23 protein-coding genes and 2 pseudogenes are annotated in these 23,385 nt (G+C 70.8%); 7 read left to right on the plus strand and 18 right to left on the minus strand.

All coding sequences use genetic code 11. From position 1 onward, the window contains the following. Positions 1–123: 123 nt before the first annotated feature. Genes ACWFR1_RS36995 through ACWFR1_RS37010 form a run of 4 tightly spaced genes read right to left on the minus strand, consistent with a single transcriptional unit; the run spans position 124 to position 2,799 of the window. Positions 124–561, minus strand: a complete 438-nt coding sequence (locus ACWFR1_RS36995) for an archease (RefSeq protein WP_194734463.1) — start codon at positions 559–561, stop codon at positions 124–126. A gap of 33 nt (positions 562–594) precedes the next feature. After that, complete coding sequence (locus tag ACWFR1_RS37000; protein ID WP_453559633.1) at positions 595–1,101, minus strand: CBS domain-containing protein; 507 nt, start codon at positions 1,099–1,101, stop codon at positions 595–597. Positions 1,102–1,115: 14 nt separating this feature from the next. Then, positions 1,116–1,577 (minus strand): DUF2267 domain-containing protein, encoded by a 462-nt coding sequence (locus tag ACWFR1_RS37005; RefSeq protein WP_453559636.1) that lies wholly within the window; start codon positions 1,575–1,577, stop codon positions 1,116–1,118. A 46-nt stretch (positions 1,578–1,623) separates the two neighbouring features. After that, entirely contained in the window at positions 1,624–2,799 is a 1,176-nt protein-coding gene (locus ACWFR1_RS37010; protein WP_453559687.1) for an ATP-dependent metallopeptidase FtsH/Yme1/Tma family protein, read from the minus strand. A 155-nt stretch (positions 2,800–2,954) separates the two neighbouring features. Between ACWFR1_RS37010 and ACWFR1_RS37015 the strand changes: the two genes are divergently transcribed. After that, on the plus strand, positions 2,955–3,353 hold the full coding sequence (locus ACWFR1_RS37015) for a DUF302 domain-containing protein (RefSeq protein ID WP_453559638.1): 399 nt from the start codon (positions 2,955–2,957) through the stop codon (positions 3,351–3,353). Positions 3,354–3,415: 62 nt separating this feature from the next. On the opposite strand, the gene ACWFR1_RS37020 is transcribed toward ACWFR1_RS37015, so the two are convergent. The 7 genes from ACWFR1_RS37020 to ACWFR1_RS37050 form a co-directional block, all read right to left on the minus strand. Continuing rightward, complete coding sequence (locus ACWFR1_RS37020) at positions 3,416–3,958, minus strand: flavodoxin domain-containing protein (RefSeq protein WP_453559639.1); 543 nt, start codon at positions 3,956–3,958, stop codon at positions 3,416–3,418. A gap of 264 nt (positions 3,959–4,222) precedes the next feature. After that, positions 4,223–5,377: a site-2 protease family protein gene (locus ACWFR1_RS37025; RefSeq protein WP_453559642.1), complete on the minus strand. Its 1,155-nt coding sequence runs from the start codon at positions 5,375–5,377 to the stop codon at positions 4,223–4,225. A 162-nt stretch (positions 5,378–5,539) separates the two neighbouring features. Next, entirely contained in the window at positions 5,540–6,418 is an 879-nt protein-coding gene (locus ACWFR1_RS37030; protein ID WP_453559645.1) for a slipin family protein, read from the minus strand. A gap of 249 nt (positions 6,419–6,667) precedes the next feature. Then, complete coding sequence (locus ACWFR1_RS37035; RefSeq protein WP_453559648.1) at positions 6,668–7,552, minus strand: universal stress protein; 885 nt, start codon at positions 7,550–7,552, stop codon at positions 6,668–6,670. 237 nt (positions 7,553–7,789) lie between these two features. Beyond that, complete coding sequence (locus ACWFR1_RS37040; protein ID WP_453559651.1) at positions 7,790–8,203, minus strand: CBS domain-containing protein; 414 nt, start codon at positions 8,201–8,203, stop codon at positions 7,790–7,792. A 250-nt stretch (positions 8,204–8,453) separates the two neighbouring features. Beyond that, entirely contained in the window at positions 8,454–9,965 is a 1,512-nt protein-coding gene (locus ACWFR1_RS37045; RefSeq protein ID WP_453559654.1) for an AAA family ATPase, read from the minus strand. 198 nt (positions 9,966–10,163) lie between these two features. Continuing rightward, the gene (locus tag ACWFR1_RS37050; RefSeq protein ID WP_453559657.1) at positions 10,164–10,445 is read right to left on the minus strand and encodes a hypothetical protein; all 282 of its coding nucleotides are present in this window, start codon (positions 10,443–10,445) and stop codon (positions 10,164–10,166) included. 388 nt (positions 10,446–10,833) lie between these two features. Here ACWFR1_RS37050 and ACWFR1_RS37055 point away from each other — a divergent pair, with 388 nt between their 5' ends. From ACWFR1_RS37055 to ACWFR1_RS37070, 4 genes are all read left to right on the plus strand, one after another. Further along, entirely contained in the window at positions 10,834–11,514 is a 681-nt protein-coding gene (locus ACWFR1_RS37055) for a response regulator (RefSeq protein WP_453559660.1), read from the plus strand. 275 nt (positions 11,515–11,789) lie between these two features. Then, entirely contained in the window at positions 11,790–12,785 is a 996-nt protein-coding gene (locus ACWFR1_RS37060; protein WP_453559662.1) for an Acg family FMN-binding oxidoreductase, read from the plus strand. Positions 12,786–12,940: 155 nt separating this feature from the next. Next, positions 12,941–14,278 (plus strand): nicotinate phosphoribosyltransferase, encoded by a 1,338-nt coding sequence (locus ACWFR1_RS37065; protein WP_453559664.1) that lies wholly within the window; start codon positions 12,941–12,943, stop codon positions 14,276–14,278. Next, positions 14,275–14,862: a CBS domain-containing protein gene (locus ACWFR1_RS37070; protein WP_453559667.1), complete on the plus strand. Its 588-nt coding sequence runs from the start codon at positions 14,275–14,277 to the stop codon at positions 14,860–14,862. Before ACWFR1_RS37065 ends, ACWFR1_RS37070 begins: the two co-directional genes overlap by 4 nt. Positions 14,863–15,126: 264 nt before the next feature. Here ACWFR1_RS37070 and ACWFR1_RS37075 read toward each other — a convergent pair. The 7 genes and pseudogenes from ACWFR1_RS37075 to ACWFR1_RS37105 form a co-directional block, all read right to left on the minus strand. Beyond that, positions 15,127–15,363 (minus strand): annotated as a pseudogene (locus ACWFR1_RS37075) (putative PEP-binding protein); the annotation flags it as partial. Between the two features lie 341 nt (positions 15,364–15,704). After that, on the minus strand, positions 15,705–16,625 hold the full coding sequence (locus ACWFR1_RS37080) for a universal stress protein (RefSeq protein ID WP_453559669.1): 921 nt from the start codon (positions 16,623–16,625) through the stop codon (positions 15,705–15,707). Continuing rightward, a complete protein-coding gene (locus ACWFR1_RS37085; RefSeq protein WP_453559672.1) occupies positions 16,622–17,533 on the minus strand; it encodes a universal stress protein in 912 nt (303 codons plus the stop codon). Before ACWFR1_RS37085 ends, ACWFR1_RS37080 begins: the two co-directional genes overlap by 4 nt. A 449-nt stretch (positions 17,534–17,982) precedes the next feature. Further along, positions 17,983–18,678 (minus strand): helix-turn-helix domain-containing protein, encoded by a 696-nt coding sequence (locus ACWFR1_RS37090; protein WP_453559675.1) that lies wholly within the window; start codon positions 18,676–18,678, stop codon positions 17,983–17,985. Next, positions 18,678–19,577, minus strand: a complete 900-nt coding sequence (locus tag ACWFR1_RS37095) for a universal stress protein (protein WP_453559678.1) — start codon at positions 19,575–19,577, stop codon at positions 18,678–18,680. The genes ACWFR1_RS37090 and ACWFR1_RS37095 overlap by 1 nt, the downstream gene beginning before the upstream one ends. Before the next feature lie 584 nt (positions 19,578–20,161). Then, a complete protein-coding gene (locus tag ACWFR1_RS37100; RefSeq protein ID WP_453559681.1) occupies positions 20,162–20,416 on the minus strand; it encodes a hypothetical protein in 255 nt (84 codons plus the stop codon). Between the two features lie 300 nt (positions 20,417–20,716). After that, positions 20,717–21,007 (minus strand): DUF1540 domain-containing protein, encoded by a 291-nt coding sequence (locus ACWFR1_RS37105; RefSeq protein WP_453559683.1) that lies wholly within the window; start codon positions 21,005–21,007, stop codon positions 20,717–20,719. 623 nt (positions 21,008–21,630) lie between these two features. Between ACWFR1_RS37105 and ACWFR1_RS37110 the strand changes: the two genes are divergently transcribed. Both ACWFR1_RS37110 and ACWFR1_RS37115 read left to right on the plus strand, forming a co-directional pair. Further along, positions 21,631–22,662, plus strand: coding sequence for a 1-phosphofructokinase family hexose kinase (locus ACWFR1_RS37110; RefSeq protein WP_453559685.1), 1,032 nt, complete (start codon positions 21,631–21,633; stop codon positions 22,660–22,662). Positions 22,663–22,964: 302 nt separating this feature from the next. Beyond that, positions 22,965–23,283, plus strand: a pseudogene (locus ACWFR1_RS37115) (protein kinase domain-containing protein); the annotation flags it as partial. Positions 23,284–23,385 lie beyond the last annotated feature (102 nt).

Below are 23,385 nucleotides of genomic sequence, written 5' to 3' on the forward strand. Positions count from 1 at the left end.
CGTCCACACACCCCGCAAGACGGGCACTGCCACGTCCCGGAACAAGAAGTCGACCACTCCTCGCCCACGCCGCACAGGTTAAAGATCAAGCTAGCGAACGGACCGAGCGAGCTGAGTGCGCACTCACACGTCGAGCGTCACCGAGCAGGTCCAGCCGTCCTGCCCACGGTTCAGCGCCAGTCCGTGCAGCGTGACGGCCTTCGGGGCGGCACCCGTCACCGGAAGCGACCCGGCGTCGGCCATCTGGAAGACGCCCTTCACGCCGCCGTCGACGGGGGCGAGTTCCACGTCGACCGGGACCTCGCCCTCCGTGTCCAGCCGGTAGACGACCTCGTCCAAGAGCGCGACCAGCACGTCCTCGTCCCGCTCCGCCCGTATTTCCACGTCCCGCCGGCGGACACCCGCCGCCCCCGTCAAGTCCAGGAACGACGCGCAGACGCCTCGTACAGCCTGCGCCAGGCACTCCTCCCGGGTGGGGGCCCATGCCTCCACCCGGGAATCCGCCGTATGCGGCACATCGCGAAACCCACTGCGGCCGGCCGCGGGGTCCGGTCCCTTCACGCCCCTGTCTCCCTCGCGCGTCGCGTCCGGCGGTCAGGGAAAGGCCGTGCCACGGTAGCCCCGCCGGGGCGGCAGCCCGGGCAACACCGTGCCGGCCTGGGGACGCCGGTCCGCCGGCTTCTCCCGCACCGGGTGACCGGCCAGGGCCGCGACGATGTCGACCGCCGTCAGCACCCCGGCAAGATGCCCGTCCTCGGCCAGCACCGGAAGGGCATCGGCGCCGGTGTACGTCATCATGTCGACCGCGTGGCGTACGGTCTGCTCCACGTGCACGAGCACCGGCCCGTGGCCCCGAAGGAGTTCATCCACCCGAACCTCCGACAGCGAAACGGCGGGAGCACCACACGCGACCGCCACATCAGCCCTCTCCAGCAAGCCGGCACAGCGACCGTCCGGACGCACCACCGGAAGGTGACGGCACCCCGACCGTTCCAACAACTCCCACGCCACGAGCACCGTCTCACCGACGTCGACCGTGACCACGGCGGGGCGCATCACCGCGCCCACCGTCCGCGCCAGGACCTCCTCCTGCTCTTCCACGATCGCCTCCTCGGTCACAAGGGCCGGACTGCGGCTGCCCGCCTCCGCAGGGCTCGCCCGGAGGCGGGCAAGTCACCCCGAGTGGGGTTCAAGCGGTTCGGACTTCCGCACAGTTGACGCCATGCCAGCAGGCGCGACCCCGCAGCACCGATCAGCCGGTCTGCCGGTCTGCCGGTCTGCCGGAGAAGAATTGCTTGGATGTCGTGCGGGAGTTGCTCCAGTGCAGCCTCCAGGTGTCCGGGCGAGACGTGCTCGCGTACGACGCCGGTGACGACAGGAGCGATCCGGGGCACTTCCTCGGCAGTGACCTTGACCTCCTGGACGAAGCGGTTGACGTAGCCTTCGCGGTCGTACTTGACCGGTACGGTGCTGGGATCCCAGCCGTCGTAGTACGCGCCCCGCAACAGGTCGGGGAGCTGGGCGGCGAAGTGGGCGGCCACGTCGACGGTGAGTCGGTCGCGGAGCGTGTGCAGCACGGGTCGAACTCGGCGGCCTTCCTCTGCCTGCCCTACGGGCTCCATGCTAGGGCGGGCGGAACGGGTCGGCAGCCGCAGCACCACACGGCGGCACAGGCGCCTGGGTGCATCGGGGCGACACCGTCCCCCGCGCCCCCGTGCGGCGACACCCGCAAACGCGCAGGGGGCGACCATGATGCGGCGATCGAGGGCGATCCACGATGAGCAGGACCGGCCTGCCGCCTCCCGGTAGGTGAGCCGCACGTAACGCGGAACCGGTCACCGACAGGAACGGAACTTCGGCCTCGCCAGCCACCGCGCGGGCGATGCGGGTCTTGCCGGTGCCCGGCGGATCTACCATGATCACACCCCGCGGTCCTTCGGCGCCCGCGGCGGCGTAGCGCTCGGGGTTGCGCAGGAAGTCGACGATCTCACCGATCTCCTGCTTGACGCCCTCGTAGCCGGCGACGTCCTCGAAGCGAGTCGTCGGACGCTCGGTCTCGATGATTTTGGCACGGGCCCGCCCGATGGCCCCGAGGCCCCCGGTCACCGCCCCGGCCACCCTGCTGCCAGCCCAGAGGAACAGGCCGACGATGGCCGGCACGGGCAGGAACAGCACCAGCAGAGTCCCCCAGGGGCTGCCGCCGGTCCGGGAGGCGGTGATCTCCACCTTCCCGGACTGCAACTGCTGCTCCAGGCAGCTGTTGTCCAGGGCCGTGGGGATCCGGGTGGTGAACTTCCCGCCGTCCTTAAGGGTTCCGCTGATCGCGCCCGTGTCGTTGATGTCGACCGTCTTGACCTGGCCAGCGCCCACTCTGCCGAGGAAGTCGCTGTACGACAGCGCCGCACCTTGCGGGGACGAGGGGACACGCAGCAGGACCACGAGCAGGACGGCCAATGTGACGATGGGCAGCAGCCGACACGTCCAGGAGGGCTTCGGCGAGGGCTCCGACGGCCTGGGCGGCTCACGCAGCGGGCCGAACGGCCCTTCCCGGGGGCTGACAGGTCCGCCTATTGGATCGGCGCGACGACGCGCAGCATGAGCAGTCCGGAGAATCATCGTTTCGCGGAGGTGAACCGCGCCCCGCACATCGCTGGTCCGCCGGCGGGGAAGACGTGCGGCGGCGGTCCGGCACATCGAAAGCGGCACCGCCGGACCACGCCGTACGCCACCGACGTACAGCGCCCCTGTCGAGTCCGCGTACAGGCAGGGGGCGAACAGAAGAGCCGGAGCGAACCGCATTGACACCGCCGGGGTGGTTCGCCTCCGGAGGAGTGCTGTCAGGGCATCATGCTGTTGGTCGCGGCCCGGCCCGAGCCGCCCGTACAGCAGCACGACGACCGGGGCCGGACACGTGCCGACGAGGTCGTCATCATCGGAACAGTGAGGTGGAGAGCATGGCGTACGACCGCACCGTCAAGCCGGCGGGGACCTTCGAGGCGACCGTGGAGGCCGTTCGCCGTGCACTGGCGGAGCAGGGCTTCGGCATCCTGACCGAGATCGACGTCCAGGCCACGCTCAAGGCGAAGCTCGACCACGACATGGAGCCCTACCTGATCCTCGGGGCGTGCAATCCCCCGCTCGCCCGACAGGCGCTGGACGCCGACCGCTCGGTCGGGCTGCTCCTGCCCTGCAATGTCGTGGTCCGCACCGACGGCGACCAGGTGATCGTGCAGGCGATCGACCCCTCCACCATGGTCGCTCTCACCGGCGTCGACGCCATGACCCCGGTCGCGGACGAGGCTACCCGCCGCCTCGACGCCGCACTCGCCTCCCTCGCGGAAGACGGTGCGTGAGCGGGCGGACACCGTGCCGGCCGACCTGCCCTCCGCGAGGGCCGGTCGGCCGTGGGAGGCCGTCAGTCTGCGGGGCCGCGTGCGGGCAGGGCCGTGAGCTGCCTTGCGATGTCGTCCGCCCATGCCTCGACCGCCGCCCAGTCCCGGTGGTCTCCGTAACGACAGCCGAGCAGACGGAAGAGCACAGCCCCCTTGTGGTCCAGGTGTTCGCGCCGGATCACGCCCGAGAAGCGCCGATGCTCCCGGGGACGGACGACGTCGACGAGCGCGGCGACACGCGGCTGCACGGCGCGGTCGGCCAGCAGGCGCAAGAGCCTGGGCAGGGCGGCGGACATCCCGACGCTGAACATCCACACCGGCTGCTCACGCAACCCCTCGGCGCCGACCCGGACGGCGGCTTCCGCCGTCGGCAGCCAGGCTCCGTCATGAACCGCGCTCCCCATGACGAACGCGTCAGCCCGCAGGAGCCCCTGCCCGCCGAGGGCCGAGGCCAGCTCCCGCACGTCGACATGGTGACCGTGAGTTCTCAGGCGAGCGCCGATCCGTGAGGCGATCTCCTGCGTGGAGTGATGCTCGGAGGCGTACAGGACGCGTACAAATACCATGGTTCTGCCTCCGTGTCTGGGGTCCGCCGCGAAGGCGGCGGCACTAAGCGGAAGAAGTAGGACTCGGGAAGTCCTCTCCGGAGGGCCGCGCAGGCGACCGCCGCATCAGACCGGACTGCCTGCGGCTCTTCCGTGATCGCCTCCTAGGTCGCATGAGTCCGGACACGCAGAGGCGGACGTCCCACGTGCAGGATCGGCGTTTCCTGATCCATCGGCAGGACAGTGCACGCGTTCGCCGGACCTCGGCACGCCGACGTAGGGGCATTACGCACCCCGGCCCACACCGCGGCCGCGCGGGACGCTCGTCATCAGCCACGTGACCGTGCGGCTGACGTCCGACGCGGAGACGATGCCGACCAGCCTCTTCCGGTCGAGCACCAGGGCCCGATGCTCGGCGCCCGGCTGCATGCGCGGCAGCAGATCCGCCAGGGGATCGTCCGCGCCGACGACCGTGACCTCCGTCAGCGGCAGCATGACCCGCTCCACCGTCATGGCGTGCTGCCGGTCCTCCGGCACCTTCCTGGCCGAGTCCAGAGTCATGAGGCCGACGGGCGCGGAGCCGTCGCCGGTCACCGGAAAGGCCGAATGGCGAAACCGGTAGTGCGGGTCGGCCAGGAAGGCCGCCACCGTGAGGCCGACGGGAACCGTGACCGGATCCGGTGTCATGGCCTGCCGTACCGGAATGCCGGCGAGAACGGCACGCAGCTGTGCCTGCTGCCCCTCCGTGGTGGCCGCGGCAACCAGGAACCAGCCGATCATCGCCAGCCACAGTCCGCCGAAGACGTCTCCCCGCACGAACAGGAACAGTCCCACCACCGTCAGGAACCAGCCGAAAGCGCGACCGGCCGCCGTCGCGCCCGCGGTCGCGCGCAGCCGGTCTCCCGTACGCCACCACAGGAAGGCACGCAGCAGGCGCCCGCCGTCCAACGGAGCGGCCGGAACGACGTTGAACACCGCCAGCAGGATGTTGATCGCCGCGAGCCACGCCAGCGCCTCGACGGCCAGCCCCGGCGCGGCCGTCGTGTCGAGCAGCCACGCGGCAAGCGTGAAGAGCCCGCCCAGAACGAGGCTGACCAGGGGACCGACGCCCGCGATCCGCAGTTCCGCCGCCGGGTTCGGCGCCTCCGCCTTGAGCCGTGCCACACCGCCGAGCAGCCACAGGACGATGTCGTCCACCTCGACCCCGTTACGCCGGGCGACGATCGCGTGCGCCAGCTCGTGCGCGAGCAGAGAAGCGAAGAAGACCACGGCGGCCAGGATCCCGGCCGCCCAGTACGCCGGCCAGCCGTGGCCCGGGTGCGCCTCGGGCAGACGGCCCTCCGCGAGCCCGAGGGCGATCACGGCGAAAATGAGCAGAACGCTCCAGTGGACTCCGATCCGGACCCCTGCGATCCGTCCCAGAACGAACGTCGGCCGCATGGTGCTCTCCCAACGTCAGGTGCGTGACGGGTCCACAGTCGCCGCGTCCCCCTCTACGGAGGCCGACGTCTGCGGACAAACTCCTCGTGCTCGGCCTGCTCCGGGATCTGTCCGGCCCCTCCGTCGGGGGCGCCTCGTGCCGTGGGTGAACCGTGCTCGCGCCTACGCAGAACGTTTGGTTCCGGCCGCCTCGTCCGGTGCCGCTACGCCGGCCGGCTTGCCCAGGTCGAATGCCGATACGGGCTTGGGGGCGGGCGACGCCGTGGCGGCGGCGGTCGCTTCGCGGGCGAGGAAGGCGCCGAGGTCCCCGATGGTGCTCATCAGCGGTGCGGGGAAGACCACGGTGGTGTTCTTGTCCACACCGATCTCGATCAGGCTCTGCAGGTTGCGAAGTTGCAGGGCGAGCGGGTGAGCCATCATCGTGTCGGAGGCGTCACCCAGGGCGGCAGCGGCGAGGGACTCCCCCTCAGCGCTGATGATCTTGGCGCGCTTCTCCCGCTCGGCCTCGGCCTGTCGGGCCATCGCGCGCTTCATGGACTCCGGCAGCTGGATGTCCTTGAGCTCGACCAGCGTGACCTCGACACCCCACTCCGTAGTGGTCACGTCAAGCATCTGACGGATGTCGAGGTTGATGCGGTCCGTCTCGGACAGCGTCTGGTCCAGCGTGTGCTGCCCGACGACCTTGCGCAGAGTGGTCTGGGCGATCTGGTTGATCGCGGAGTTCACGTTCTCGATCGCGACGACCGACTTGACCGCGTCGACCACACGGAAGTAGGCCACGGCCGAGACATCGACGCTGACGTTGTCCTGGGTGATGATGCCCTGGGACTGGATGGGCATAGTGACGATGCGCAGCGAGACCCGGTGCAGGACGTCGACGAACGGGATGATGAACCGCAGCCCGGGCTCGCGCGTGCCGATCAGCCGGCCGAACCGGAAGAGGACGCCCCGCTCGTACTGCCGGACGATACGTACCGCCATCGCGAGCGTGATCAATACCAGGACGACCAGCACCACCACGACGGTGATCAGAATGGTCATGTCTCGCTCCCAAGCAGGATGCGCTGCGGCGAGCGGCCGTCAGAACGAAGCATCGCCTGAGCCGGGCGTCTGTGGCGCAGAACCGTTTCCCGGTCCCACTGCGAGGCTGCCCCACTGGAGCCGCCGTACGGTAGGGCCGACAGGGCCTGTATCGCCGCCGCCCGGCCCCGTGGCCGCTCGTCCGCCGCCGGTGGCTCAGCGGCGGCGTGCGGCAAGGTCCGCGTGCGTCGGGTGGCTCCACGCTCCGGGTCAGCGCTCGCCGAGCTGGCGCACCACGGCGACCGGGCAGTGCGCGTGGTGCAGCACCGCCTGGCTCACCGAGCCCAGCAGCAGGCCCGCGAAACCACCGCGTCCCCGTGCGCCGACGACCAGGAGTGGCGCGGTGCCGCTTGCCTCGATCAGAGCCTCACGAGTGCCGCCGCGAGTCACCCGGAGCTCGACCGGGACGTCCGGGTACCGCTCCCGGTGACCCGCGAGCGCCTCGGCGAGCAGACGCTCCTCGGCCTGGGCGAGCATGCCCGGACCGCTCGCGTACGGTTCGGCTGGATCCTGCGGCGGAGGCATGGGGGCGTTCCACGTCGTCCAGGCGTGCAGGGCCACGAGGCCCACACCGCGCAGCGCGGCCTCCGCGAACGCGAAGTCCACCGCGGCCGCACCCTCCTGGGAGCCGTCGACCGCCAGCACGATCGGCCCGGTCGGCTCCGACCGGTCCCGCACGACGAGCACGGGACATCGGCCGTGCGCTGCCAGGTGCACCGCCGTGGAGCCCACCAGCAGTCCCACGAACCCTCCCATGCCCCGGGACCCGACGACCACCAGCTCCACCGCACGCGACTGTGCCTCCAGCACCGTCACCGGCTCCCCGACCACCACGGCATCGGTGACATCCACCGACGGCGCCACCGTCCTGGCCCGTTCCACCGCCTCAGCCAGCAGGCCCTCGGACATCTTCCGGATCTCGCCCTCGGCCGGCATCGGCAGGGCCTGCCACAACGGCATACGCGCCACCGGCCAGTGGAAGGCGTGGACGATCCGCAGCCCCGCATCTCGCCACCGGGCCTCCCTGGCCGCCGCCTCGACGGCGCCAAGGCTCGACGCCGAACCGTCCGCTCCCACGATCACCAGACCACTCACGGCGCTCCTCCGCTCAGCCCCCATGTCAAGCCTCACCCCGGCGACGCTCGACGGCCACAGAGGAAACCGACCGGCAGATCCTCCTGATGTCGTGGACCGGCGACGCGCGTCGACCCGCCGCAGCCCGGAGCCGGTGGCTGGCTGCGTGTCGACAAACGGTCGGGGCTGGTCCCCGAATCCCTCGCTCCCCCGAGGACCGACCACGTCCCTGCCGACAGTGTCGGGGGCCGTGACCTGTCAGGCGCAGACGGCCCCGACGAACTTCCCGACCTGCTGCTCGTCCAGGTGCCTGGCGAGGTCCGCCTCGCTGATCATGCCGACGAGCCGGTGGTCGTCGATCACCGGGACACGGCGGATGCGGTGCTCCCGCATGGTCTGCAGCACGTGCTCGCTGTCGGTGTCCGCGTCGACGGTGATCGGCTTGCCCTGGGCAAGGTGGCCGGCTGTCATATGGCGGGGGACCTTGCCCTTGGCGAGGCACTTCACCACGATGTCGCGGTCAGTGATCATTCCGTGGAGCCGGTCGTCCGGCCCGCAGATGGGCAGGGCGCCGATGCCGAGTTCGCTCATGCGCTGCGCGGCGTCCACGAGGGTCTCGTTCTCTTGCACACAGACGGCGCCGGTGTGCGTGATCTCGCGTGCGGTCGTCATGGCTGCCTCCGCCTTCCGCCCCCCTGTCATGGGCGGTCGCCCGCTTCTTCTGGCGTAGTTCCGGGTCGTCAGAGGAAGAGGGCGCTCACACGAACGGTGTGCACCGGTCGCTTGGGACGTGCCCTGATCGTCTTCACCGGGGCATACGCCGCCACGCTCTGTGTGGGAAGCTCGCCGCTCGGGATCCCCCGCCGGCCGGACCGGACCTTGGCCCCGGTCTCCCGTGTGGAGGGCGGCTGTGCCCTGTCGGTCACGGACGTCCTCCTTCCTCCGCGGTGCGCGGCCACGGTCCGTCGCCGTACACCTGCTCGGGTGATACGAGGAGCACCTCCCCGTTCGCCTCGGCGTCCCTCAGCGCCGGTCCGAAGCCCGCGGCTCCGTAGCAGGCGAGGCGGGCCTGGCCGGCGTCCTCGCCGAGAGCGGCGAGGTGCGCCCGATGGTCGCGCAGCCGTTCGAGGTGGGGCGTGTCCATGGGGTGCGACCAGGAGACCAAGCCGATCGACAGCAGCGGACCGGGGCGGCGGCCTGATCGGCCGCGCACCACGACGTCCATGATCGCCGCCTCACCGGTGGTATGGGGCAGGGAGCCCGACAGTGCGGATTCCGGCACGTCTCCGAAGAGCTCCGCCGCAGCGAACCGGGCCGCCCACTCCCGGCATATCTGAGCGAAATGCGGGCCCGCCACGTCTCTTTCGAACACGGACCGGGCCTGCCGCCAGATCTCGTCGATCTCCGTGGCACCCGCGTCCACGAGGTCGGAGCGGTGAGGGCGGATCACGGCGTGGTCGAAGGCCAGCAGCGGTTCGGCGATGCGGTAGTGGATCAGCCCGGGCTGGAAGGCGTCGGGCTCGCCGCGTACCAAGCCGCGCTCTTCGAGGTGGGACAGGATGTGCGGTACATCCGTCGCCGGCCGGTCGAGGAAATCGGCGATCTCACCGGGCGTGGAACGGCCGGCGGCGAGCGCGGCCACGGTGGAGTGGCATGCGGCGACGTCCCAACTGTCCGGTACCCGGTCCAGGATGTGCCCGGCCTTCCAGAACAGCGGCAGGCGCGGGCTGAGCACGCACTCGCGTATCCACCTGTCGAAGTCGGCGGGGGGTCGTTCGCCTGCGGGGTCGAAGCGGAAAGCCATGCTGCCACCGACAACGGCGTGTACGCGCAGCGCGAGCGCGAGGTCGTCGATCGCCCACAGTTCTCGTGCCTGCCGGTAGTCCAGGGGGGCCATCTCCACGACCTGGTCCACCCACCTGGCGGAGGCACTGAGCAGCCGGCTCATCACCGGTGTCGTACTGCCGCAGAGCAGCAGCCGGAGCCGGGAGGAACTGCCTGGGCCGTCACCCAGCTGATGACACACCTCGTTGATCGTGGCCGGGAGCCCTGGGCTCTGCCGCACGACCTCGGGAAATCCGTCGATGACGACCAACGCGGTCGGGCCACGCCCCGCGGCCGCCAGCGTGAGCAGCGCGTCCCTCCATCCCGTCCAGTGAGGTGCCCGTGCGAGATCGGCACGGCGCGCGTACTGCTGGGCGAGCGCGCGCAGGGTCTCGGCCTGAGCGGCCTCCTGGCCGCTGAAGTAGAACCCGCCCGTCGCACGGGCCAGGGCCTTGAGAAGAAACGACTTGCCGTGCCCTCGTGGACCGGTGACGACACCGATCGCGGGCCTGGGACGCGGATCGTCGACGAACGCGACAAGCCTGTCCCACTCGGCCTCACGGTCGTAGAGCCCCTGAGGCCGGTCGACAGGGGTGCTCAGAGCTCCCACTGTTCTCTCCCCCTTCCCAGGACACCTCTCGCGCCTGTGGACGACCCGAAGACCGGGGCGAGGAGAGGGGGTCTTCGCCCCGTGCATCTCACGGTACGAGCCGGGGAACAGACCGTGAGGGCCCGATCGGCCCCTGTGGGAACCCGTTTGGCCCCTCCCCGAGCGCCGCCCGTGCGTGCCGCCCTGGATGCCGGCCGCTCACGAGACGCTCGCGTCCAGGAGTCGCTGGGCGTCGGCACCGAGCCCGGTGAGCACGAAGTCGACACCGACATTCCTGCACATTCGGTGGGTGCGGACGAGAGCACTCAGAGTAGCGGGTGAGGGCTCGGTCAGCGGGACGTCCACGAGCACCTGCGTGGGACGGTGCGCCTGGACCAAGGCCTGGAGCGCAAGTGCGACCGCAGCGCGGTTGGTGATGTCCAGGTCGCGATGGAGCGTGACACGGAGGATGCCTCCATCCACGCTGTGACTGATGATCATGAGGTGCTCCCGTCCGTGGCGGAACGACGCCACTCGGCCACGCCGATCGGATGGCCCTCGGCTGTCCCGGAGTCGAGCCGCGGGGCTCACGGAGATCCGGTGCGTGCGCGGTGAGCGGAGACAGACGCACTCCAAGAGTGGCACCCGCCGAAGACGAACGCACCCGCGCCCGTCGGGTTCGTTCGCGCCCCGACGGCACAGGCGGGCCACACCACAGGGTCGGTGAACTGGGCATCAGGGGGGCTCCTTGGTGGTGCCCGCGCCCCTCGCTCCGACCGCTGCGGCCGGGCAATGACGGCCGAGTGGGCCGCTTCCGCCGTGTGCGCGACCGATGCTCCTGAGACAATTGGGGCACAGTTTCTGGCCCGTCCGTCGACTGGGGTCCGGCATGGCCGACGTACCCACCCCACCCGCCCGGGTCTTCCTCATGGACGACCACGAGGTCGTACTCCGAGGCGTGCGTGACCTGATCAACGACGAGCCGGACATGGAGGTGGTCGGGCAGGCTTCGTCGGCCGAGCAGGCGCTGACCCGCGGGCCTGCGCTGCGACCCGATGTCGCCGTTCTCGACGTACGACTCCCTGACGGGAACGGTGTCTCGGTGTGCCGCGAACTGCGTTGCCGGATACCGGGACTCGCCTGTCTGATGCTGACCTCGTTCGACGACGAGGAGGCTCTGCTGGACGCGATCATGGCGGGGGCCTCCGGCTACGTCCTCAAGCAGATCAAAGGCTCCGACCTGGTCGCGGCGATACGGACGGTGGCCACGGGCGCGTCGATGCTGGATCCAGCCACCACGGCTCGCCTCATGAGCACCCTGCGCGGCCCTCAGGCCGGGAAGCTGCCGGAGGACGAACGCCTGGCGGTGCTGACGGAGCGCGAACACGCGGTGCTCGACCTGGTCGGCGAGGGACTGACCAATCATGAGATCGCCAAGCGTCTGTATCTGTCGGAAAAGACGGTCAAGAACCACATCTCCCGTCTCCTCGGCAAGCTGGGCGTCGAGCGGCGCGTACAAGCCGCGGTGATCGCCGCCCAGGCACACGAGCACGACGCGCCACCCCTCTGACGCCGACAGTCACCGTAGCCGGCAACACCTACCGTCCAGCCGGGTGCCGGACGGCTTTCTCAGCGACACCGACAGCTCACCGCCCAAGGTTTGCCGCGCGCTCGGCAAGGTTCCTCAGACCGCTGCACCCGCCGCCCTCCGGAACGCCGGCACCGTTCGGCCACGGCCCAGGACCGTTCGGCCCTGTTCCAGCGACAGCAGTCACGCGGAAGGTGAGGGGTGGTGACCACCTCGCCGGTTCCGTAGCGAACCACCACTGGAGAGGACGAACCGCCATGACGCTCCAACGTCCCGACGCGGCGCTGGTGACCTCGCTCGTCGAGGACGCGGTGACCGCCCCCTCCCTGCAGAACGCCCAGCCGTGGCGATTCCTCCACCGGGTGAACGGCGAGACCATCGAGGTGTACGGCGACCCCGCGCGTACCCTGCCAAAAGCCGACTCTCAGCACCGCGCCCTCCACCTGGGGTGCGGTGCCGCCGTCTTCAGCATGCGGGTGGGGGCGGCCTGGCGGGGCTGGGGGACGTCCGTACGGCATTTGCCCGACCCCGACAGCCCCTTGTTCCTCGCGGAGGTGACGCTCCACAAGGCCACCGATCCCGTCATGGACGACGCCCTCGCCGTCCTTCAGCCGGTGCTGCGCCGCCGCCACACCACCCGCTTCCCTTACACCGACGAACGCGTCCCGCAGGCGGTTCTCGACGCGCTGCGGTCCGCTGCCCTGCTCGAAGGCAGCCGGCTGCTCACACCCGGCCCTTGGCACACCGACACCGTGCTCGACCTCGTACACGACTCCGCGCTGTTCGAGGCCATGGATACGGGTCTGCGTGCCGAGCTCGCCTCCTGGGCCCACACCGGGGCCGGCAGGCCTGGCTCGATGCCCGAAGGAATCCCGTCCAATGCCATCGGGTCACCGCAGCACGGAACGAGTGCCCCCGTACGGGAGTTCGACGCGCCATGGCGCGTCACGGGCGGCGAATCGGCGCGGTTCGAGGAGCGGCCGCAGATCCTCCTGCTCGGCACCGAGGACGACCGGCCCGCGGACTGGCTACGGGCCGGCCAGGCGATGCAGCGCGTACTGCTCCAGGCCACCTTGGACGGCCTCGCCACATCCGTGATCTCCCAACCACTGGAGTGGCCCGAGCTGCGGGCGGTCACACGCGATCCCCGCTCGACGGTGGGCTACGTGCACATGATCATCCGCATCGGATACGGCGCCGCTGGACAGGCCACGCCCCGCAGACCGGTGGCGGACGTGCTCGACTTCGTCTGAGCGAAATCCTCCTCCGGTCGACGGAGCTGGAGGGTCAACCCCAGGAGGCACGCCATGAACACCCTGAGAACGACGCGAAGTGAGCCAGGGGTGGACGGCCCCGTCGATGTGCGGTACCGCCCCGCAGCGTACGGACACGACGGGAGCTGAGTGGCGTGTCGAACGTGACGACCACCGACCTCTACGAGGTCACCATGGCCCTGTCCTACCTCCGCGAGGGCATGCGATCACCTGCCACGTTCAGCCTCTTCGTACGGGAGCTGCCGCCGGAGCGGGGGTTTCTCGTCGCCGCCGGTCTGGAGCCCGCGCTCGACTACCTCTCGGGCTTCACGGTCGGCCCGGCGGACGTCAGGGACTTCGCCGAAGTGCTGCACCGCCGGGAGCAGGACCTGCATCCGCTCGTCGGGCTCCGTTTCGACGGCGAGGTGCGGGCCGTACCGGAGGGAACGATCGTCCTCGCCGGCGAGCCGCTCCTGGAGGTGACCGCGCCGCTTCCGCAGGCACAGCTCGTCGAGACGTATCTGCTCTCCCTGGTCTGCCACCAGACCGCGGTCGCCTCGAAGGCCGCCCGCTGTGTGCTCGCGGCCTCGGGATGTCCGGTGATCGACTTCTCGCTGCGCCGCAGCCACGGCCCGCAGGCCGGCATGGCCTCGGCACGCCTCGGAGCACTGGTGGGGTTCGCGGGCACGAGCAACGTGGCCGCCGCCGTCCGGTACGGAGTCCCCGCGTCCGGCACGATGGCCCACTCGTACATCGAGGCGTTCCCGAACGAACTCGATGCCTTCCGCGCCTTCGCCCGGGCGCACCCCGGGCCCGTCACGCTGCTCGTCGACACGTACGACACCGAGCGCGGCACCCGGACCGCCGCGCGCGTCCTGGACGAGCTGGGAGCTCCGGACGGTTGCGCGATCCGTCTCGACAGCGGCGACCTCGGCTCGCTCGCGCGGCGCGCCCGCGTCCTCCTCGACGAGGCGGGACTGCCACGGGTGCGGATCATCGCCAGCGGCGGCCTCGACGAATACGCGGTCGACGCCCTCGTACGCTCCAGGGCGCCGATCGACGTGTACGCCGTGGGCACGAAGGTGGGCGTTTCCGCCGACGCCCCGTACCTTGACGCGGCCTACAAGCTCGTCGCGTACGACGGACGACCGGTCATGAAGCTGTCGTCCCACAAGGTCACGGCCCCCGCACCCAAGCAGGTCTTCCGCCGACCGGACCTCCTGGACATCGTCGGACTGTGCGACGAGCCGGTCCCTGCCGGCGCGGAGCCACTGCTACGGACCGTGATGCGGAACGGTCGCAGAATCGGGCCGCGTCCCTCCCTCGCCTCCGAGCGCACCCGCTTCGAGACGGACCTCGAACAGGTACCGGAGGCGGCGCGCCGAATCGACGGACCGCAGGCACCGGTGGCCTCCGTGTCGCAGCGTCTGGCGGCCCTGACGGACAACGTGAGGCGGCGCATCGCCGCCACGACCGGGAGTGACACGCCATGAGGCACCGCAGCGTCGCCGATCTGATGACCCCCACCTCGGTGAGCGTCCGCCCCGACGCTTCCCTGAAGGAAATCGCCCGGCTGCTCGACGAGTTCGACATCACCGCCGTGTGCGTCGTCGACGAGGCCAACCACCCGCTCGGCGTGGTCTCCGAACGCGATCTCGTCCGCCGCCAGGCGGACGGCGGTGGAGGAAGCACCGCCGGGGAACTCATGACGAGCCCCGCAGTGGTGGCACGGCCCGAGTGGAGCGTGGTGCGCGCGGTCCGGGTCATGGAACGGCAGGGCGTCAAGCGGCTGCCGGTCGTGGACGCGCAGGGAGCGGTCCTGGGCGTGCTGAGCCGCAGTGACCTGGTCCAGCTCTTCCTGCGGCGCGATCACGCGATCCAGGAGGAGATCGTCGAGGACGTCCTCACCCACACCCTGCGTCTGTCTCCCTCCGCCGTGAACGTCGAGGTCGCCGACGGCATCGTGACCCTCAGTGGCGTTCTGCCGCGCCGCAGTCTGACGCCGGTGGTCATGCGGCTGTGCGGCAGCGTGGACGGCGTCGCGGGTGTCGTCGACCGGCTGCGGTACGACGACTGAGGTCGGCGACGGCGGGGACAGGACCGCCGAACGCGCTGGCGGGGGCGCCGCCACGTCGCGGATGACCCTCGCGTGTGACCACCGTTGCCAGGCCAGGAAGGTCTGGCGATGGTTCTTCGGCCGTGCATCCCCCCACGTACTCGGCCCGGGACGGGGCCGAACGGCCCACGTCGCGTCGGTGACCCAGTCGACGGCATGGCATGAGAGGCCGTCGCATACGTCACTGAGCGTGGCACACCCTGTCCCGAACTGTGCGGGTCCCGGTCACCAGGGATCTCCGTACCACGTGGCCTCGACGACGTCGTCGAGGGCGGCCTCTGCCTCCGCCACGGTCCGTTTCACGGTACCGAAGCTGTCGGGCGCGACCGAGATCGAGTCCAGCCGGGCGCGGACCAGGAGCGCGGTGAACCCGGGGTCGTCGCTGGGCCGCCGGCCGCACAGGCCGACCGGGCGGTCGGCCGCGTGCGCGCGTGCGGCGAGGAGCCCGATGCTGCGGACGACGGCGGGGTCCCGGTCAACTCCCCCAGGGAGGCGTTCTTGCCGCCGACCCGGCCGACATCCTTCCGGCCGAGCACAGTGAACGGCACGACCCTGGACTCCGGTTCCTTGATGGCGCTCACGATGTCTTCCGCGGCTCGGGCCGAGGCTTCAGTACGGAAGCGGGCGTCCGGACGGCGTCCGCAGGTCGAGGGGACTGGGCCGACGGGGCGGCTGCGGCCGACGGCTGATCCGGCTGTGCTTGCTGCATCGTCCTCACCTCTCCGGGGCCCGGACCTCGGTCCGAGGGGCTGTCGTCCTCCCACGCTCCCTCTGGGAAGGGGGCCACCCCAGTGCCGAGCGGATCAATCGGAAGGGGCCGGACGGTCCGTGCGCGGCTGGGTCCGGTCGGCCCCGTGCGCGGTGCCGGCGGTCCCTGTCGCCCGGGGCGGTGGGACGGTGATGACGGGGCAGGCAGCTCCGTGCAGGAGCCCGTGGACCGTGGAGCCGATCCGTGTGGCGGAGTCGCTGCCATGGCCCCCTCGGCCGACGACGAGCGCAAGGGCTTGCCGGGAGGCGCGAGTGAGCTCTTCGACGGGGTGGCCGCGCACGATCTCCTGCTCGATGTCGACATCCGGATATTTCTCGGCCCAGCCGGCCACCGACTCGGCGAGCAGCCGGCGGCGTTCGGACAGGCCCTGGGCGACGTCGTCGCGGGAAAGCAGAGGGCGGGACCACGCCCAGAGGGCGCGCAGTCGTGCCTCGCGCAGGCTCGCCTCCGCCACGGCGAAGGCGACGGCCGCCCGGCAGCCGCTGCTGCCGTCCACGCCGACGACGATGAACGGCGGATGGACGGCGGTGTGCTCCGGTTCCCCGACCACGACGACGGGGCATTCGGCGCGCGCGGAGAGCGGGACGACCACGGACCCCTCGCTGAGGACCTCGGCGACCCGGCCGAGGTGCCGTGAGCCGACCACGGCCAGATCGGCGTGGGGCGTCCTGGCGGTGAGGACCTCCGCCGGGGTGCCGTCGGCGAGTTCCGCCTGGGTCGGCAGTCCGGGGTGCAGCTCGCGGACCAGGTCCTCGGCGTTGGCGAGTGCCGAGTCGGCCCGGAGTCGCAGAGTGCTCAGGTGACCGCCCACGTCGTAACGGAGCCGGTCGTGGACCGGAGGCACGGCGACGACGAGGCGCAGCCGCAGTCCGCGGCGTACTGCTTCGTCGGCGGCCCAGACGAGCGCGGGGATCGACGGATCGCGCGGATCGACTCCGTGCACGATCTCGTTCACTGCTCCTCCCGGTATTGCCAGTCCGTGAAGTCGGACGGGACGATCTGCACGGGGCAGTGAGCGTGGTGCAGAACGACGTGGGCGACCCGTCCGAGGGCCGGTGCCACGCCCAGGGCACGGTGCTCGGTGCCCATCACGAGAAGGTCCGTGTGGGCGCTGGCGTCGATCAGGATGCCCGGGGTGCTGGTGCCCGTCTCGACGTGGTGGGTGATGTCAAGGTCCGGGTGGGAGTGTCTGAGGAGATCGGCGATCTCCCTCACCTCCTGGACCCGTGTCTGGGCGATCTCGTCCAGGTCGTCGAGCATGGTGGCGACGCTGCCGACGTGGGTGAGCACGTTCCACACGCTCAGCAGTCTCAGCGAGGCTTTGCGTGCTTCGGCCTCGGCCGCCGCGACGCGCAGCCAGCCGAGGTCGGATGCGCCGTGCACGGCCGCGGTGACCGTGCCTGTCTCCGGCCGGTCCCCGTGGTCGCGCACGACGATCACCGGAACGGTGGCTCGGGCGGCGACACCCAGTCCGACCGATCCGAGCATCAGCGCGGCGAACCCGCCGAGGCCCCGGTTCCCCACCACGATCGTGCCCCGGCGGCCGGCGGTCGCGCTGAGTGCCGCGACCGGCTCCAGCTTGCTGAGTTCCTTGACCACGGCCAGATCGGGGTGATCCTTCTCCACTGCGGCGGCCGTCTCGTCGAGCAGGTCACGACCCGCCTCCCGTATCGCCTGAAGAGTCTCCTCGCGGACGAACACGGCGCGCCGGTCGGTATCGGCGGCGTGCACGAGGTACAGGGACCGGCCGCGCCGCGCCGCCTCGGCGGCGGCCCACAGGACGGCCGTCCGGGCGGACGGGGAACCGTCCACCCCCACGACTACGTGGCCGAGCTCCGGGTGGACGGGGAAGTCACTGCTCATCGCTCCTCCTCGGCAGTACGTCCCAGGGCCGGTGATACGCCCGCTCCCAGGTGCGACACCTTCCACGCTGGCACCACTTCGGGATGCCCGCGAATGGGCCCTTCCGTCCCTTTCGGCCCCTGTCAGCCCCCTGATCGCGGATCGTTCCTGCAGGACGCCGAACCCCGCACGCACCGGCACCACGCAGGAAGTCCGCCATGCCGGCGCAGGTCGGCATCGGTCAGGCTCGCTGGAAAGAATCGCCGCGGCGGACTGGGCCGCACAGACAGCGGTCCTGCGCGAGCTGCCACTCCTCGTCGTCCACCTCGACGAATGGCCGAGCACCCCCTCTCGCCCTCGCACGGGCACCGGACGGTTGCTGCGGGACATGGCGAACGCCTCCAGGCATCGTGACGTCTCCGCCCCGGCGCCTCGCCCCGCCCCGCCCGGCGCCCCGCCGCGCCGGACCGCTACGCCGGGCCGTCCGTATGACCCTCGGCTCCGGGAGCGCCCTCCACGACAATGCGTCGGCCGGTGACACGACGCGGCGCCAGGGCCATGACCACGTCCCGCCCCTCCCCCGCCCACGGGCCGGTGTACATCGCGTTCTGCAGCCGTCGGGTGGCGAACGCTTCGGTGACGCGGCGGACCCGGCCCACGACGAGCACGCTCCAGCCCTGGCTGAAGGCCTCGTCCACGTGGTCGGTCTCGAAGGCGATCTCCTTCCCGTCCGTACGGACCACCGCCGCGCCCGGCGCCGTCATGAAGACGACCTCCCCGTGATCGATCTGATAGTTGACGGGGAAGGCCGCGGGTCCGTCCTCGGTGGTGAAGACGATCCGCCCGACTCCGTGGGTGCCGAGCAGGCGCCAGCACTCCGGCTCGTCCAGCTCGGTGAGCCGGGCATCGCGTCCTGCCCGGCCGGTGCCTTCCGGCAGGTCGGCCGAGTACCCGGTCAGGTCCTGGACGGTGCACTCCAGGGCGTTGGCGAGGCGGGCCATGAAGGCGATGCCAGGCGTGGCCACCTGCTCCTCCACGTACTGGATGTAGCTCGTTGCCGAACCGGCGCGTTCGGCCACTTCTTCCCTGGTCAGGCCGAGAGCCTCACGCCGGGCGGCGACCCGGCGTCCGATGTCGCCGCGAGCGTGCGGGGTGGCGCCGGTCATCACCGCTCACCCCCGGTCGGAGCGCCGTGGCCCTGCGGGACGACGGCGACCGGGCAGGCGGCGTGGTGGAGGGCCCGATGGGCGACCCTGCCCAGCTCCATGCCGACGTGGCCCTCGCGGCGCCGTGCTCCGACGACCAGCAGGTCCGCCGCCACCGACCGCGCGACGAGCGTCTTGTGCGCCGGGCCCTCGACCGTGGTGCGCCGCAGCCGCACCTCCGGATAGGCCCGGACAGCAGCCTCCACGGCCTTGTCGAGGAGCATGGTCGCCTGCTGCTCCTCGTAGTGCGAGGCACCCCCGGTGAGCAAGGGATGATCGACCGGTTCGTGGGCCGGGCGCCGCCAGGCGCGGACGACGTCGAGTTCGGCCTGCCGGAGAGCGGCTTCACGGAAGGCGAAGCGGACGGCCGGCGAGTCCACGTCGTGCTCGCCGATACCGAGCAGGACTCTCTGATGGCGCGCTTCCAGGGCATGCCGATCGCCGCGCACGACGATGACAGGACCGTGGGAGCGGGCCGCCACGATGAGTCCGACGGAGCCGAGCAGGAGATCGGCGAGCTCACTGCGGCCCCGGGATCCGACGACGACCGCCGCGGCCGAGCGTCCTTCTTTCACCAGAGCGCTCGCCGCGTCTTCGACGAGGACGTCCGTCGTGACCTTCAGGCCCGGGGCGCGACGCCGGGCGCGTTCGGCCGCGGTGGCGGCGATGTTCTCGGCGAGCACCTGACCGGAAGGGCGATTCAGACTCCAGGCCGGCACAGAGCCCTCGTACCACTCCCACCGCGAGGCGTTCACGATACGCAGCGGGACTCCCAGACGGACGGCTTCGTCCGCGGCCCAGTCGGTCGCCGTGAGGCTGGCGTCGGAACCGTCGACTCCGACCACGAGGGGCGTCTCCATGGCCCCCACCGCCTTTCGGGATGTGAGATGCCTTGTTGCCACACTCACACGGGATGGGGAGGCGGGGTAGGGCCGGTCGGTCCCGGCCGTGGTCCGCCCGGACGTCACTACGCGGGAACGACGGGAGGAGGGGCCCATCCGCTTCTCGCGGATCCTGATTGCGCGGTGCGCGGCTCGAAAGTCCGCTCCTCCGCGTCTTTCCAGGAGGACCTCTCCTCACCTTCAGGAAAGCACGCGCCGAGTGCTCCGACCAGGGCCGTCCGGGCCTCGACGGCCCCCCTTTCGGCCCTTGCCGTACGGGAAAAGTTGGCGGCACCATCGGATCGTCGGGACCCAGAGGGCGCAGCGGCAGCGGAGGGCCGTGGGCGGCGGGCACCTCAAGCGGCTGCCGATGGTCGACGAGAACTGGCCTTTCGAGCGACGCCGATCCGCCCGCTGTGCCGGCCGCGGAGGGCGTATCGCCGATCCCGTGCACGCGGAGCGGCCGCACACGGAGATCGCTGACACGCATGCAGAGCCTGCTCGACGGCCTCCGGGAAATCGGCCCGCCGCCATCCTCCCCGGATCACGCCTTGCGCAGATCGCTACAAGGCGTTCTCCCCGTCCTCCTGCTTGCGGTCGAAGGTATAGGGCGCCCGGACCGTGCCGCACTTGTACTCGACGACGGCGGGAGCCCCGCTCGCGTCGAGCCCCAGCGAGTCGATCCGGCCGGCGTGGACCGGTCCCGTGCTGTACTCGGACGCCGGGAACCGGCCCCCCGGCAGCGCCTCCGTGTTCGCCTCGACGAGGCGCTGCACGTCAGTCTCCGCCTTGACCAACCGCGGCGTGACCTCGGTCATGCCGCCATTCGTGTTGCAGTGCCTCAGCTCCGACACCGCCCTTCCGCGCACCCAGTGTGGGTAGGCGTCAGCCACAGAGGGAGAGAACTCGCTTCCAGGACGCCGCAGGTCTGACCCGGTCGAACACGGGAAGGCGCACTTGAGGCAAGCTGGCCAGAGAGGGATATTTCCGGATCACAAGGCAGGCGCGGGATCGAGCGACTGACATGGCGTCAGGGAGGACGCTGCCCGAGGAACGCCGGAAAGCTCGGGAGCCGTGCACGCAGGTACGGCGTCGTCCATGCGGCCACGACCGCCGGCTCAGGCGGGTGCGTAGGTCAGGCAGTCGACATCGGTCTGCTGGTAGCCGACGGTGATACCCGGGGCACGGCATTCGAGGTCGCTGTTGTGCCGGCAGTCGGACATCTTGCAGGCGCCGACACGACCGGTGGCGGTCGGGTCTCCGCCCTTGGACGGTGCGGTGAAGAAGGTGTCGCAGTGTGCGTGCCCGGGCCCGGGGTCTCCCACGGTGATGGCCAGGGCGTGGCAGCCGTGATCCCGGTTGTAGGCGCAGTCCCCGACCGCACACTCGTTCACGACAGGCATGTCCATGAAGGCGTCCTCCTGGTTCGCGTCTCGTCCCGCTCGTCGGCGGTGAGTTGCAGGTGAGCGGCTTCGACACTCCCCTGCCTGTGTCGAGCGTGACCGCACAGGGCGCCGGCGGCCAGCGGGCTTCCACCGGTCGGCGCAATCCGCTGCCAGCCGCCGGGGCAGGCCCCGCGGTCATGGGGAACACGTCGCAGGAAACACGCCCTCCAGTTCGGACACCTGTGCCCCGTCAAGCCAAGGGCCATTCGCTCGGCTGGGCCCGCGGGGAAGGGGGTGTATGGGCCCACGCGCTGCTCTGGTTCCTCATCAACGGCCGCATCAAACTGACCGCCTACCGCTGGCTCCGCCACCACCCCGCACCAGCCCGGCGACAGCCCGGCCGAACGTCTGAACGGGAAGGGTCCGGACAACAGTCCGCTACGGTCCGCCTTCCCGGCGCCGGGGTCGGGGCTCTCAGTACCGGAAACGGGGCGGTGCGGGCCGGGCCGGTATGCGGGTGACCTCGCGCTGCCCCAGCATGGGAAGCGAGTTGTCTCCCTGTCCGCGGAGGTGGGCGCGATGACGCAAGGCCATGTCCAGCAGACGGCACGCCGAGCCCGGATGGGCGCGACCACCCGGGTACCACGATGAGCGCCCCCGCAGCACCGCCCCCCACCCCAGCCAGGAAGACCGGCAGTGCAACGGGCTTGCGGAGTACGGCCGCCGGGCCGTCCGTGCTCACCCTCACGATGAACCCCACCGTCGATCTCGCCTGGGAGGTCGGGCACCTGACGGGCATCGGCAAGAACCGTGCCCGGGTCAGGTCGGTGGCCGCCGGAGGCGGAGGGATCAACGTCGCCCGTGGTGTCGTACGGCTCGGAGGACGGGCCACCGCCGTCCATACCTCCGGAGGCGAGGTCGGCCTGCGCCTGAACCGACTGCTGGACGAAGAAGGCGTCGACCACGTCGCCGTCGACATCGAGGACGAGACCCGCGAAGCACTCGTGCTGTTCGACACCGCATCGCGCCACAGCTACCACATCGTGCCGCCCGGCCCGCGACTGCGCGAACACGAGGGACTGCGGTGCCTCGACGCCCTGGAGCAAGCCGCCGGCAATCACCCGTACGTCGTGGCCAGCGGCAGCCTGCCCGGCGGCTTGCCCGCCGACTTCTACGCGGTCGTCGCCCGCCGCATCAAGGAAGCCGGAGCCCGGCTGATCCTGGACACCTCCGGGCCGGCACTCAGCGGAGCACTCGCGGAAGGCGTCTTCCTCCTCAGATGCAACCGGACAGAGGCCGCGAGCCTGACCGGCCGGGACATCCTCAGCCTCGACGACGCCCGAGCCGTCAACGAGCACCTGCTCACCACAGGAGCAGCCGAAGTCGCCGTCACCACGGTGGGAGCGCTGGGCGCGGTGTGCTCGACCGGCCACGGTCATACCGAGCTGCACGCGCCACCGCTGCCCGGCGAGCCGTTGAGCGATGCCGGGGCGGGAGACGGCATGGTGGCCGCCATCGCCACACGGCTGACCGCCGGCGACGATCCCGTCAGCGCCAGCGCGCTGGGGGTGGCCGTGGCCGCCGCAGCGATGCTCACCCCCAGCACCGAGCCCTTCGACCCGGAAGTGGCCCGATCACTCCGCCCAGAGGTGAAGACCAAGTTCCAGACCCGTGCATGAGAACTCGCCGCGTGCCATGAGTGCCGTACCGGCCCGTAGTCGTCCCCGGCGCCCCACGCGCCTTCCCGCACATGGGCGTACCAGCTGGCCACCGCCTTCGTCAGCGCCGTGACCAGCTCCGTACCAGGGTGACGGGCAGTACCGGCAGCAATGTCTCCGGCGCGATGGGCAGGCGGCGCGCGGACAAGTGAGGACGAGGGCCAGAAGTGGACGCGAGGCCTGCCTCTGCGGCTTCGATCGCCCCGGGTTCGCCAGGCTATGGCGCAGCCGCCCAGTATTGGCCCCCCCTTGCGCCTCCAAACGCTTCCGGCACCGCCTGGGCACTTGCCGCCATCCACACCGCCGGCAACGTCCACCGGGATGTGAAACCGCAAAACGTCATCCTCGCACCGGCCGACCCCCGAGTCCTGGACTTCGGTATCGCAATGCCGCCGACGGCACCTCCGTGACCCGGACCGGTGCCATGACCGGTACCCCCGGTTGGATCAGCCCCGAGCGCTACCGCACCGGTACCGTCGACCCAAGGGCGACATATTCGCCTGGGGCACGCTGGTCGCCTACGCCGCCACAGGACGTCTGCCCTTCGGGACGGGAACTCCCAACGTGGTCACCTGGGCCGTGTTCTAGAACCAACGCCGTTCAGTTAGGGCGGGGGTCGGGGCGTCAAGGGCTGCTCGTGAGCATGGTGATGCTGATGGTGGCTTTGTAGGTGGTCCGGTCGAT

Source organism: Streptomyces sp. NPDC055103 (assembly GCF_053607625.1).

What these genes read in the sequence shown, in the direction of transcription:
- ACWFR1_RS37010 (WP_453559687.1), bottom strand. Translation starts at nt 2,799, where the DNA reads ATGCGGTTCGCTCCGGCTCTTCTGTTCGCCCCCTGCCTGTACGCGGAC.
- ACWFR1_RS37015 (WP_453559638.1), top strand. Translation starts at nt 2,955, where the DNA reads ATGGCGTACGACCGCACCGTCAAGCCGGCGGGGACCTTCGAGGCGACC.
- ACWFR1_RS37020 (WP_453559639.1), bottom strand. Translation starts at nt 3,958, where the DNA reads ATGGTATTTGTACGCGTCCTGTACGCCTCCGAGCATCACTCCACGCAG.
- ACWFR1_RS37025 (WP_453559642.1), bottom strand. Translation starts at nt 5,377, where the DNA reads ATGCGGCCGACGTTCGTTCTGGGACGGATCGCAGGGGTCCGGATCGGA.
- ACWFR1_RS37030 (WP_453559645.1), bottom strand. Translation starts at nt 6,418, where the DNA reads ATGACCATTCTGATCACCGTCGTGGTGGTGCTGGTCGTCCTGGTATTG.
- ACWFR1_RS37040 (WP_453559651.1), bottom strand. Translation starts at nt 8,203, where the DNA reads ATGACGACCGCACGCGAGATCACGCACACCGGCGCCGTCTGTGTGCAA.
- ACWFR1_RS37050 (WP_453559657.1), bottom strand. Translation starts at nt 10,445, where the DNA reads ATGATCATCAGTCACAGCGTGGATGGAGGCATCCTCCGTGTCACGCTC.
- ACWFR1_RS37055 (WP_453559660.1), top strand. Translation starts at nt 10,834, where the DNA reads ATGGCCGACGTACCCACCCCACCCGCCCGGGTCTTCCTCATGGACGAC.
- ACWFR1_RS37060 (WP_453559662.1), top strand. Translation starts at nt 11,790, where the DNA reads ATGACGCTCCAACGTCCCGACGCGGCGCTGGTGACCTCGCTCGTCGAG.
- ACWFR1_RS37070 (WP_453559667.1), top strand. Translation starts at nt 14,275, where the DNA reads ATGAGGCACCGCAGCGTCGCCGATCTGATGACCCCCACCTCGGTGAGC.
- ACWFR1_RS37085 (WP_453559672.1), bottom strand. Translation starts at nt 17,533, where the DNA reads ATGAGCAGTGACTTCCCCGTCCACCCGGAGCTCGGCCACGTAGTCGTG.
- ACWFR1_RS37090 (WP_453559675.1), bottom strand. Translation starts at nt 18,678, where the DNA reads ATGACCGGCGCCACCCCGCACGCTCGCGGCGACATCGGACGCCGGGTC.
- ACWFR1_RS37095 (WP_453559678.1), bottom strand. Translation starts at nt 19,577, where the DNA reads ATGGAGACGCCCCTCGTGGTCGGAGTCGACGGTTCCGACGCCAGCCTC.
- ACWFR1_RS37100 (WP_453559681.1), bottom strand. Translation starts at nt 20,416, where the DNA reads ATGACCGAGGTCACGCCGCGGTTGGTCAAGGCGGAGACTGACGTGCAG.
- ACWFR1_RS37105 (WP_453559683.1), bottom strand. Translation starts at nt 21,007, where the DNA reads ATGGACATGCCTGTCGTGAACGAGTGTGCGGTCGGGGACTGCGCCTAC.
- ACWFR1_RS37110 (WP_453559685.1), top strand. Translation starts at nt 21,631, where the DNA reads ATGAGCGCCCCCGCAGCACCGCCCCCCACCCCAGCCAGGAAGACCGGC.